This window comes from Algoriphagus sp., from assembly GCF_029254265.1.
In the GTDB taxonomy this organism is placed as follows: domain Bacteria; phylum Bacteroidota; class Bacteroidia; order Cytophagales; family Cyclobacteriaceae; genus Algoriphagus.
Genome location: NZ_JAQWXX010000041.1, coordinates 1 through 12244 on the forward strand (window position 1 = coordinate 1; position 12244 = coordinate 12244).

General features: G+C 40.0%; 11 protein-coding genes and 1 pseudogene. 7 read left to right on the forward strand and 5 right to left on the reverse strand.

All coding sequences use genetic code 11. The features are described from left to right. From P8O16_RS05745 to P8O16_RS05755, 3 genes and pseudogenes are all read left to right on the forward strand, one after another. A pseudogene (locus tag P8O16_RS05745) lies at window positions 1–96 on the forward strand (IS1595 family transposase); the annotation flags it as partial. Between the two features lie 48 nt (window positions 97–144). Further along, the gene (locus P8O16_RS05750) at window positions 145–582 is read left to right on the forward strand and encodes an energy transducer TonB (protein WP_300311804.1); all 438 of its coding nucleotides are present in this window, start codon (window positions 145–147) and stop codon (window positions 580–582) included. Window positions 583–621: 39 nt separating this feature from the next. After that, window positions 622–1029, forward strand: coding sequence for an energy transducer TonB (locus P8O16_RS05755; protein ID WP_300311806.1), 408 nt, complete (start codon window positions 622–624; stop codon window positions 1027–1029). A 77-nt stretch (window positions 1030–1106) separates the two neighbouring features. On the opposite strand, the gene P8O16_RS05760 is transcribed toward P8O16_RS05755, so the two are convergent. Next, entirely contained in the window at window positions 1107–2327 is a 1221-nt protein-coding gene (locus P8O16_RS05760) for a DUF2254 domain-containing protein (protein ID WP_300311810.1), read from the reverse strand. Window positions 2328–2497: 170 nt separating this feature from the next. Between P8O16_RS05760 and P8O16_RS05765 the strand changes: the two genes are divergently transcribed. After that, window positions 2498–2935 (forward strand): hypothetical protein, encoded by a 438-nt coding sequence (locus P8O16_RS05765; protein WP_300311813.1) that lies wholly within the window; start codon window positions 2498–2500, stop codon window positions 2933–2935. A gap of 277 nt (window positions 2936–3212) precedes the next feature. Here P8O16_RS05765 and P8O16_RS05770 read toward each other — a convergent pair whose 3' ends face one another. Then, complete coding sequence (locus tag P8O16_RS05770; RefSeq protein ID WP_300311816.1) at window positions 3213–5756, reverse strand: M14 metallopeptidase family protein; 2544 nt, start codon at window positions 5754–5756, stop codon at window positions 3213–3215. Window positions 5757–5884: 128 nt separating this feature from the next. Here P8O16_RS05770 and P8O16_RS05775 point away from each other — a divergent pair, with 128 nt between their 5' ends. From P8O16_RS05775 to P8O16_RS05785, 3 genes are all read left to right on the forward strand, one after another. Next, window positions 5885–6646: a DUF1080 domain-containing protein gene (locus tag P8O16_RS05775; protein WP_300311819.1), complete on the forward strand. Its 762-nt coding sequence runs from the start codon at window positions 5885–5887 to the stop codon at window positions 6644–6646. 195 nt (window positions 6647–6841) lie between these two features. After that, a complete protein-coding gene (locus P8O16_RS05780) occupies window positions 6842–8182 on the forward strand; it encodes a Gfo/Idh/MocA family oxidoreductase (protein ID WP_300311822.1) in 1341 nt (446 codons plus the stop codon). A gap of 100 nt (window positions 8183–8282) precedes the next feature. Beyond that, window positions 8283–9524, forward strand: coding sequence for a M14 family metallopeptidase (locus P8O16_RS05785; protein WP_300311825.1), 1242 nt, complete (start codon window positions 8283–8285; stop codon window positions 9522–9524). Window positions 9525–9657: 133 nt separating this feature from the next. On the opposite strand, the gene P8O16_RS05790 is transcribed toward P8O16_RS05785, so the two are convergent. The 3 genes from P8O16_RS05790 to P8O16_RS05800 all read right to left on the reverse strand — a co-directional run bounded on the left by P8O16_RS05790 (window position 9658) and on the right by P8O16_RS05800 (window position 12112). Further along, a complete protein-coding gene (locus tag P8O16_RS05790) occupies window positions 9658–11064 on the reverse strand; it encodes a glycoside hydrolase family 30 beta sandwich domain-containing protein (protein WP_300311828.1) in 1407 nt (468 codons plus the stop codon). Between the two features lie 62 nt (window positions 11065–11126). Beyond that, on the reverse strand, window positions 11127–11519 hold the full coding sequence (locus P8O16_RS05795) for a hypothetical protein (protein ID WP_300311832.1): 393 nt from the start codon (window positions 11517–11519) through the stop codon (window positions 11127–11129). A gap of 92 nt (window positions 11520–11611) precedes the next feature. Then, on the reverse strand, window positions 11612–12112 hold the full coding sequence (locus P8O16_RS05800) for a DUF937 domain-containing protein (protein ID WP_300311835.1): 501 nt from the start codon (window positions 12110–12112) through the stop codon (window positions 11612–11614). Window positions 12113–12244: the final 132 nt, after the last annotated feature.

The following is a 12244-nucleotide window of genomic DNA, read 5'->3' on the forward strand; positions in this document are numbered from 1 at the left end:
CGAATTAATCGCTCCCAGAACAAAGACACCATCTTCAATAATCTAATCATCAGAATGGTAAAAGCAGATAAAATGTATATCTCAAATATGATATGATGTTAAGCGGACACCTCTATAATCTTAAATGATATAAATCAAATCATTATGCTAATCAAGAATAAAATAAAAACAAGCTATTTGGCTAGCTTCATTCTTTCAGTTTCATTTCTTTTAGCATTTCTATTGGATGCAAAAGCACAAAGTTCAGCTATGGAGCCGGGAGTAATGACCGAGGTGGATGAGAATCCGCTTCCTCCGGGAGGCATGGAAGGGATGTATGAGTACTTTAGTAAAAACATGAAATATCCTGAACTAGCGAAAGAGAAAGGAATTGAGGGGACCGTGGTCGCTACTTTTTTGGTTCAAAAAGACGGTTCACTAACGGATGTGGAAATACTTCGTGGAATAGGAGGCTATTGTGATGAGGAAGCTATTCGGTTGATAAAGTCCATGGAGAAATGGCAACCCGGAAAATTAAAAGGAGAAGCAGTAGTCACTCGGATGCGGATCCCTGTTCGATTTATGCTCGAAAACTCGCGTTAAAAATATAATCTAATCAGTAAAAATAAACCTAACACTCACATGAAAATCTCATTAAAAATTGGCCTTGCCAGCCTTGCCTTGTTTGCTTTTTCAGCATTCCTGGAAACCTCAGAAGCTTTGGCACAAACTCAACAAGAAGTACAGAAAGAAGTTGATGAAATGCCCGTGCCTCCTGGAGGGATGGAAGGATTTACAAAGTATATGATCGAAAATCTGAAATATCCAGCCTCAGCTAAGGAGAACAAAATAGAGGGAAAGGTATTTGTCAGTTTCGTAGTAAAATCAGACGGAACAGTAGAAAAAGCCGAAATCATCCGTGGGATCGGTGGAGGTTGTGATGAAGAGGCCATGCGAATGGTTGCAAATTCAGGTACCTGGACTCCAGGAATGAAGGATGGAAAAGCAGTAGCTACCCAAATGGTTTTGCCAGTGATGTTTAAATTGTAAACTAAACCAATTCAAAAATCAGCCACAGAATTTTCTGTGGCTTTTTTAATGACTTTTTATGAAGAATTCAAAGATCTTTAATCAAGAGTTTCGCTTGCAATTTTTTCGTCCACCAGTTCTAAAAGCTTAAAAACTGGGGGGGAAGCAATGATCAAGGCAAGTTGATCCAATAGTATTTTAAACTCTTGTCGAAGCATTCGATCTTCTTTTCCATAGTCCCAAATAGGAAAGACCACTCGTTCAAAAAGTGCATCAAAACTATATTCGTTTCGGTAAAGCAGATAAGGGATTTTTTCACGAGTGAGGGTGGAAGGAGGGAAGTGAGTCGCCCTAAACCCAAATAAATCGATTATTGCTCTAAAACTGATGATCGCTGTTCCAGGGTCATTGATTCCAGGACTGAGTGCTTTCAAAGCTATTTCGGAGAGTTGTCTTAACCCGTATTCATAGTTTCGGATCACCGATTCCTGTCTACTTAGGATCACTCCTTGGAGTACGTTCTCTATCTGTATATCAGAAAGTTTTTGACTACACTTTAAAACCGGTTGACCACGAAGAATAAATGTTCCCATCGGATATATTGCCAAAATACTGCATTCATTTTCTTCGCAAAAATCCATGATTTCTTTGGTATCAAAGCCCTCAAAAACACCTGACTTGGAAGCTCTTATTACAGTGTGGTAAACAAATTTGGTTTCCTCTTCCACCTCAGTATTCGATTTACAAAAAAGCTTCATTCCTTCAAATGTGGCTGATTCTATGCGATCTATAATGACATCATACTTGACTGATTGTGTAATGAAATGCAGAAAATAAATAAATAAAAAAATGTCAAAAACAGTGATTACGGTCAGGATAAAAATACTCAGCGAAGGGATTTGAAATGAATTACCAGTCTCTCTAATCGTACTGAACATGAAGAAAGTATAGACTATCGTTCCGATGTAAACTCCGAGTACGATTTGTTGAAATCTATTTCCAATTAACTTATCCAAAATCCGATTACTCATTTGGGAAGCCGCCTGATTGAGTACAATCATCACCATGGAGAAACTGAATACAGTTAAGGAAATCACTCCTCCGGCTATAGCTCCCAATATGCTTCTTGCCGTGGAGGGATCTTTAATATTTAGCCAAGAAAAATCAACTTTAAACTGCTGACCAGTCTCAGAAATGTCAAAAAGAAATAGAGCCGCAGCTAAAATCAAAAAAGAAATGCTCAGAACACCAGGTAGAAATGCAATACTTGAAACAATAAGCTGATACTTTGCAATAATCCATAATCTGATTTTATCCATTTGATTAAGTTAAGGATTGGCAAGGTAAATTCATGAATAACACCTCGAAATTATTATCAAAAACCAATTCTTAAATTTTAATTATTGGTTCTGAAAAAAATTAATCCCAATCTTTTTAAGCTTACACAAGTCATTATTTTTTTATCTTTCCACACTAATTCTAATTCATTATGAAGCATCCAATTCTTAATTCATTTAAAAGCCTCTTCATTTTTGCTTTGATCGTTACTGTTCTTTCCTCATGTGGAAAAAGTACGGAAGAAATGCTAGTAGGAACTTGGTCAGGTACTGACTTTAAATTTGATCAAACCGAAGGTCCTGATCTGGCAGCAATGGTTGAGGGAGGCAAAGGATTACATATTGATGGTAAGTTGATTCTCGAAGCTACTGGAACTTATATCATCACCAGTCCCGAAGATATGATGAATAGCAAGGGTACTTGGAAAGTAAAGGGGAATGACCTGATGATGACTGATGAAGCTAAGAATGAAGTGGTTTACACCATTGTCGCACTGGATGAGGTTCAATTGATTACCTCTAATGAGGTGAAAATGGAAAGCCCTTTAGGAAATATCGCCGGTACGATTACGTTGACCTATAAAAAGTGAATCAGTATCCAGTATCCAGTAATCAGTTTGCAGGGAGCAGTACGCAGTAAGAGGTTTATAGAAGCTGTGTATAGTGGTAAAAGTGATTAAGCTATGGCAGCGTTACTCGATAAAATTTTATTACTGTGATTTAAATGAAAGACCGATAAGAATCTCTTATCGGTCTTTTTGCTTGTGAAGGAGTTCAGGGAAAGTTTTTTCCCTGACTAAAGTAACCATGAGTTCTAAACTTTAAACTCTTAATCTTTAAACTCTTAACTCTTAACCTTTAACCTTCTTAATCCATCTTATCACCAAAGAATAAGGCGTTCAAAAACAGCTTGTTGGTTCCAAACCATGTTCCTCTGAAATTCGGGCTATCAAAGAAATGAATTACTCGGCCTTGACCTGTTCTAGAAATAACCACACTAGCGCTTTGCTTTAACTTATCTAAGTTTGATTTGGAGATATAGCCTCCAAGATGAGGGTTTTCAGTGTATCGGATAGGAGTCAAATACTTATCCGAACTAGGTTTGATGAAAATGCTTGTATTGCGATAAACAGGCAAAGTCTCGCGCTGATATCCATAAGCGATCGGATGCGTCAAGTCCAGCTCTGCCATGTAAATACTTCCGCCCACTTCTTTCGCTCCTTCAAATGCGCTTCGATCCTCAAAAGGTAATTTGCTTGGATCCTTCGTTTCTGCTTCCAAAGTTACGGCGCTTTCTTTTGTTAGCTCAATTCGGTTCAACCAGAGACTGGTATTTTTCATGGAAATAATCGTCCCACCACGATTGGCCCAATCTTTCAAATGAGCAACCACACGATCAGAGAAATCACTGTAATTTCCAGAAGGAAGGATAAGGGTGTTATAGTCAAATAGATTGACACGAGCCATTTGATCTGAGTTTACTTTAGTGATTGGCATTCCCAACTGGCTGTCCAATAAGTACCAGATTTCACCCGCTTCATAGGATGAAACTCCTGGGCCAACGACCATGATTGCTTTTGGTTTGGTGATAGCTCCAACCAGATTCGAACCCAAGTCAATTCCCTTTAGATTTATTCCAGTCTTCACTGCAAATACTTGTTGATTGCTTTCTTTCGCATGTTTTTGAATTATTTCAACAACCTTTTGAGCGTCCAGACTTTGGAAACCCATAGGGATCATCAATGTACCTGCAGGGAAATCCTTTGCCCCAATTTGAGTTTCTGAACTGAAGGGACGATTCACTTGCTCCACATGAATTCCGGCTTTCTGCAATTCAAAAAGCAATTTTGGTGCGTAATAATCTGACCAATCGATCAAATAGGCATAGGCCTTTTCGGTGGGGAAATCAGAAATTTCAACAGCCGAGATCTGTACACGATCACCGGTTTTCACACTTGGAGCTTTTGCAAAAGGCATCCCGTAGGCATGCGCCATAGTCCAGGCAGAAGCATCATAGAAGACGGAATCAGCAAATTCTTTAACCTCTTCAAACATGGTTCGAACCATGCGATATTGAGGTTGTGCAGTTGGGACAAGGTAAGATTTCCCTTTTTTAAAGGAATAGCCTCCAAGGTTTACATCACTCGTGTTTTCATAGACTTTGATCTGATGATCCATAAGGAATTTAACAAAAAGCTGGGTTCTGCTTTGATCAAATTCATCTCCGAAAAGGTAGTTTTTAGCTGGATCTTTTGATCCTTCCGAAACTGCTGATTCGAAAAATTCCCTCAAATAATCATGCATGAAAACTCTGTTGTCCAATGCAGCTTCCATGGTTGCAAGTGAGCTTCGGACGTGATTTCTAATCGTAAAAGCAAAACTGATGTCTCCTCGCTGACTGGACTGTAAATGCCCACGGCTACTTGCTTGCTCAAATACTAATCCCAAACCTCCATTGATATCCGGATAAGTGGAACCATAACCTGGATAGCTATTGTCAAAAACTTCCTTGGACCAATATAAACTTCCGATTTCATCCAAATATTCTGCAAAGTACTTCGCAAATCGAACATTGATGTCGTCGTAATTCTTTCTTGGGATCACGGGGTTCTCACTTCCGTATGGCTTGGTAGGTTCAAAGAAATAAGTGCTATTGGTTCCCATTTCATGAAAATCCGTCGTCACATTAGGATACCATTGGTGATACCATTCGATTTTCACTTGAGATTCAGGGTGTGCCAAAGGCAACCAATCCCGATTAAGATCAAACCAATAATGATTGGTACGTCCGCCTGGCCAAGCTTCATTATGCTCTCGGTCGAGTGGGTCAGCTACCGGAGGAAAACCCTTATTGCTATTGGCCCAAAGGCTATGACGATCTCTTCCGTCAGGATTGACGGTGGGATCGATATGAACCACAGAACTCGCTCTAAGATTTTGCGCAAGCTCACTTTGGGAAGCTAAAAGCCAATAAGCAGAAAGCATGGCAGCTTCAGCGGAGGAAGGCTCGTTCCCATGTACTCCGTACCCAAGATGAATGATCGAGGGCATTTGACTGACATCGGGTTTAGGTTGGGATGGATCTGCCAATTGAACTTGCTTTACTCGAATTGCTTCCAAATTGGAAAGGTTTGAAGGGGAGGCTATTGTCAGAATTACTTTTGGTTTCCGCTCGTGGGTATAGCCAATCGTAGTGATTTGAGCATTTGGACTGAGTTGATCTAGTTTTTCGAAATACTTGACGATCAAATCGTATCGTGTATGCCAATCTCCAATCGGATAGCCCAAAAATTCTTCTGGAGAAGGAATTGTTGAATCAAATTTTTCTCCGGGGAAAAAATAATCCGACTGCGCAAAAGCAGTAGAACCCAACAAAAAACAGGTGAATAATAGGAGTAGTGATTTTTGCATAAGTGTTATTTTTCAGAAAATTAATAAAAAGAATGTGGTCTGAAATCAAAAATCCATCAATGGTTTTTTGATTCAATACAATAAGAGCTAATTTAAAGCATTAACATCTCAACCCTTAATAAACTATTATGAACACAAAGAGACTAATGCTTTTAGCAGGACTTGGTTTGCTGAGTGCAGCAACTTTTGCCCAAGAAAAAACTCCACCTCCAATGAAGCCTGAAGCTACGGAATTTTACACCCCAGTTCCTCCAAAGATTACTCCAGGCACTCAGAATAATCTTCCTCCCTCAGATGCGATCGTGCTTTTTGATGGCTCAAGTTTAAATGCTTTCGTCAGTGCAAGAGATGGAAGCTCACCAGCAGAATGGAAAGTCGAAGATGGTACGATGATCGTCCAAAAAGGAAAAGGAGATATCCAAAGTAAATTGGCTTTTGGTGATGCCCAATATCATTTGGAGTGGTCTGCACCGACGGAGATTGTTGGTGAAGGTCAAGGCCGAGGTAATTCCGGGTTTTTTCTGATGGGTTTGTATGAAGTTCAAGTGCTCGATAGCTATGAAAGTAAAACCTATACGAATGGTCAAGCAGGAAGTATTTATAAGCAGCACCCTCCATTGGTAAACCCACTTCGACCTCCGGGAGAATGGAATTACTATGATATAATTTTCAAAGCTCCACGCTTTGATAAAAATGGTATGCTAACTTCTCCCGCTACGGTTACGGTTTTGATTAATGGAGTTTTAGTACAAAATAATGTGATTCTTAAAGGTCCAACTGAGTATATCGGGATTCCAAACTATAAAGCTCACACGGAGGAACTCCCTATCAAACTTCAGGATCATGGAAATCCAGTTCGTTTTAGAAACATCTGGGTAAGACCGCTTTGATTTATGATTGACGATTTCAGATTTACGAAATCTAATCAGGCTATTTAGATTATTTTCTCGATTAGCTTTTTTCAAATTATTCGATTCAAATCCGAAAAGGTCAAATAGTAATCCAATTTCGACCTTAAAAAAATTGAGGTAAATCTGAAATCGTAATTTTCCCAAACCCCAATAACCTATAAACTAACAACCAAAATGTCCTCAAGAAGAAAATTTATACAAAATACTATGCTCCTTGGAGCGGGTTTAAGCATGCCTCAAATCCTGACCGCTGCTGATTTCGGAGCTTTTACCCGTAAAGTATCTCCCTCTGACCAACTCAATTATGGAGTTATAGGCTGTAACGGAATGGGCTGGTCCAATATGAATGCCCATCTCAAAATGCCGCATGTGAATTGTGTGGCATTAGCTGATGTGGATCAATCTGTTCTCGATAGACGCACAGAAGATGTTTTCAAGCTGCGTGGAACTCGTCCAAAACAATACACCGATTACAGGAAGATGCTCGAGGATCCCAACATTGATGTGGTCATCATCGGAACCCCAGATCACTGGCATTGCCTGAATATGGTAGATGCAGTATCGGCGGGCAAGAATGTCTATGTGGAAAAACCAATCGCCAATACCATAGAGGAATGCCAAATCATGGTTAAAGCTCAAGAGCGCTATGGGAAAATCGTGCAAGTAGGGCAGTGGCAGCGCTCAGGTTCACAGTATGCCGAAGCAATTGATTATGTAAAGTCTGGTAAACTTGGACAGATCCGCCTAGTAAAATGCTGGGCCTATCAGGGTTGGATGAAGCCAGTACCCGTACTTCCAAATCAAGCTCCACCAGCAGGAGTCGATTACAAAATGTGGCTTGGACCGGCACCTTCAAGAGAATTCAACCCCAATCGCTTTCATTTTAATTTCCGTTGGTTCTGGGATTATGCAGGAGGATTGATGACGGACTGGGGAGTACATGAGATTGATATCGCCTTGTTTGCGATGGGGGTTTCTGCACCAAAGTCAGTTATGGCATCTGGTGGAAAATTTGCTTACCCGGATGACGCATCAGAGACGCCAGACACTTTACAAACTGTCTATGAATATGAAGGCTTCAATATGCTTTGGGAGCATGCGACGGGAATCGATGGAGGGAATTATGGTACTACGGAAGGAATCGCCTTTATTGGAAACAATGCAACGCTTGTGGTTAATCGAGGGGGATGGAAAGTTATTCCGGAAACTGAGAATAAAGATGGAGTTAGAACCAATAAGGTAGAAGAAGTCGCACATATCAAACCAACCGGAAATGCATTGGATCTCCATGCAGTGAATTTCTCAGAAGCAGTAAAAGCAAATGATCCTAAACTACTCAACTGTGCAATTCAAACAGGTTCAGTCGCTGCGATCAATGCTCAAATGGGAAATATCGCCTACAAGACCGGGGAGAAGGTATACTGGAATGCTGAAAAAAACCAGTTTACCTCTTCTGCTGCCAATGATTTGATGAAAGCACATTATCATAATGGCTTTCAAGTACCGAAGGTTTAACGTCATTGCGATCCGCCTTAGCGGAGAAGCAATCTTTTTAGAATTATGATTTACGAACCCTCCGAAGAAATTTGGAGGGTTTTTATTTTAACTTTCCAATATGAAATTTCTCCACCCGATTCTCATCCTCTTTCTTTTGGTCTTAATTTTTTCCTGTAAGTCCACCGCCAAATGGGAAGGTCAAGGTCCGATTCAAATTATCCCTACTGAAAGTAAACCTATTCAAATCCAAGAGAAGAAAACTTTTGATTTGGGAAATGGACTTCAATTTTCCAATCAATTTGAAGGAGCTCGGCTCAATGATGCCGTTCGGATAAATGATACGTTGGTTGCGATTACGATCCTTCCAGAAAATGAACCCATTAATCCCAGTCCATGGTATGCGTTTAAAATCTGGTCAGAAAGTCCACAAACCTTCTGGGTTAAGTTTACTTATTCGGAAAAAGGTTTTCATCGCTATTACCCAAAGATCAGCCAAGATGGCTATGCATATTCTAATGCGGATTCTACTGACTTTGTATTACCCCTTGTTGCGGAAGGAAGACCCACAGAAGCGTATTTGAAAGTCGAAAGTACTGCTGATACGCTTTGGGTTGCAGCTCAGGATTTGGTGGGGACTCAACATGTGACTGACTGGAAAGCGGAACTGTTGAGGCTGGATTTTGTAGAAAAAATCGAAATAGGTAAAAGCACCAATGGAAGGAGTTTAGAGGTTTTGAAGATAGGAAATGCGGACGACCAAAAAATGCTGATGGCAATTTCCATGCAGCATCCTCCGGAAGTTCCGGGTTATCTAGCTATGAAAGCATTTGTAGAGACGATTTGCGAAGATTCACCGGAAGCTAGAAAATTTAGAAGTAAGTATAACCTCTACGTCATGCCACAAATGAATCCAGATGGAGTAGCTAATGGCCATTGGCGACACAATGTGGGAGGAATAGATCTCAATCGAGACTGGGTGAATCTCAATCAGCCAGAAACTAAAGCGTTGACTGCTTTTATGGAAAAGAAGGTAGCTGATTCAGGTGGTAAATTTGTTTTTGCTGCAGACTTTCATGCTACATGGGAGGATATATTCTACACCATCAATGAAGATTTGGAAGGAAATTTTCCAGGACTGATTCCTAAACTTATCAAGCGATCATCGAAACGGATTCCCGGTTATGATCCAAATATCCGGCCGAGCGAAACGAATGAGCGAAGTGTAACTTCCAATAGCTACTTTTTCTTTGTGCATGGTGCCGAGTCTATGACTTTTGAGGTAGGTGATAATACACCACGAGAATTGATTCAGATGAAGGGTGAGTTTACTGCAAGAGAATTGATGCGGCTTTTGAAATAAAGACTACTCGTCATTGCGAGAAAATAAAAGGATCTCAAATATTAATCTTTGTAGATTCATTTTCGAAGCAATCTTTCTGTTTTTAGTACTCAAATGGAGTTGATTTCGTGTTTTTTAAGGAGGTATGCAACTTTTACTTCCAAATAAAAGTCCCAACAGCTCCCGGATTTAAACTTGCCTGGAAGGTTTTTTCCCCAACTTTCGCTGAAAAAAGCTTTTGCTCTTTTCCTTCATTCAAAACAATCAAAACCAAATTTCCATCTGGTCGCTGGAAAGCCACATTTGCAAGTCCCTCAATTTCATTGCTGTCAATTCTCATCGAACCTGGGACCACAAATTTACTGGAGTGCGCGATTACATAGTAAGCAGGATTTCGGATTACCGAATCACCATCAATCGTCACTGCACCCAAGCAGCGATCACAGCCACCTCGATCCGTAAATGGAGTTAAGGTAGGATTGGAAGTAAGATTCCATTCCAAAACGGTCTTTGCCCAGTTTCGTGTAGCTCCGATAATCAGGTTTTTGATGTGCCAAGGTAAGTCCACTGTAAGGTTCCCAGGAGCACCGATCCACTGTTCGGTGAAATAGATATGCTTATCCGGGAAAGCCTGATGTACCTCAGAAAGTGCTTCAATTTCGCCACCGTATAAGTGAAAAGCAGATCCGTCAATAAATGGATTGGCAATTGAATCTTGAAGTACAGTGATTGGATAATCTGGTCGATCAGCATTATGATCATAGATTAGAATTTTGGTTTTGATTCCTGCTTCGCGAAAAGCTGGACCAAGGTGTAACCCTATGAAGCGCGCTTGCTGCTCAGGAAGCATTAATAAAGAAGGGTTATTTCCAGGATGGAGTGGCTCATTTTGAATAGTCAGTGCATCTATGACGATTCCTTCGGCTTTCATTTCCTGAATGTATTTCACCAAATACTGGGCATACACTGCTTCATATTCTTCTAAAAGCGATCCACCGCGTGTATCCTTATTATCTTTCATCCAAGAAGGTGGCGACCAAGGCGAAGCCATCAATTTAATCTCTGGATTGATGGCTAGAATTTCTTTGAGAATCGGGATTACATCATTTCGGTCTGGACCTAAATCAAATTTCTCAAGTTCTAGATCAATTGCCAATGAGTCTTCCAAGTCATCATACGAAAAAGGATACTCGTTCAAATCTGAGGCTGCTACTGCCAGTCGCAAATAGGAGATCCCAATGTTATTACCATCCCTTCCAAAAAGTTCTTCCAACAATGTTTTTCTAGCTGATTCGCTCATTCCCAAAAGGTGAAGAGCGCTGCCTTGGGAAAGGGTAAATCCGAATCCATCTATTTCTTGATAGCTATTTTCCGGGTTGATTAAGATTGTCGGCGGTTCGATCTCAAGAGATTTCTCAACCTGAAAAGCGAGGGAGTCCTGAAGTTGAAACTTTATGTCTTGACTTGGATCGGTCATCCAAAACTCTACTTCTTTGGCAGGTTGGCTACAAGAAATGGCCATTAAGGCACAGGCTAGGAGGGGGAGGTATTGCTTAAGCATGGCGAAAAATAAAAAAAGCCATGAACAAAAAGTCCATGGCTTCAGAAAATAAAATTTAAAGGTTAAAATGCCAGTGCTGCCAATCCAAGTTTTGACTTTAGTGGATTAATAGATTTTAAGATATTTCCGGAATATTTTTGAAATAAACCACTGCCTAATAGATCAGTAAGAAATTTTGTTCTGGAATTTTTCAGATTAAGAAAGCCTGCCTTTTTCTCATCATCTGAACCTGATCCGTTTTGAATTTTCATCAATTTGTCTATAAAGCTTTTATTATCAGTGGTCAGTTTTCCTTTTTGATCACTGCTAAGGGAAAGCCCATCTGCACCTTTATCTAATATCCCGAGAAGTTGGGAAGACATATCCATTTTAGGAACTTTCAGTGATTGCGCTTGAACTGTATATCCTCCTATGAATAGGAAAAGAATGAGAAATGTGATTTTTGAGTAATTCATAAGCTTAATTAATAAAATGTGATTGACTTGTTTAATGTTCTAAAATAGGGTCTTCTTATTTTTTTTCAATAGTTAAAAACAACTCGGTTTTTTTAATTGAAAAGACCTTTTCCCATGTTCATAAGGCCTCCTAGGTCCATTCCGCCATTTTTTCCTCCCCCAAGCAAGGATCCCATCAAGTCACCTGTATTGATTTTACCCGATTTTCCTTGTAAAGAATCGACGATTGAAGACATAATATCACCATTGTCCTGAGGAGCATTATTGACGCGATTATTGAAAAAGTTCATAATCATAGGAAGTGCAGCTGCCGCGATACTCATTGCTTGCTCCTTTGAAATCCCAAGTTTGCCCATGAGATCATCAGCTACTCCACCTTGAAGATTCTGAATTACTGGTGCATTTGGAGAGGTCTCCGATCCCGAAAACATTTCTTTGACAGCGTCTAGATTTCCAGAACTGATTTGGGTTTGAATGGAGGAAAAAATACTATCCTTCAATGATGCGACAGATTGATTGGGTTGGTCCTGATTCATCCCTGATAGCATCTCCTGAAGTGGTCCGTCGGCAAGTTTTAATAATTGATCTAACATGATTTTTGAATTTAATTTTTATGTATATCCGCAATCTTGCCAGTATGATTAAATCGAAGCAATGATGAGTCTGTCAAAGAGTTTTTGACCGAAGTATCTTCTGTTGAGCTTGTAACAAAACTCGTCCAGGTA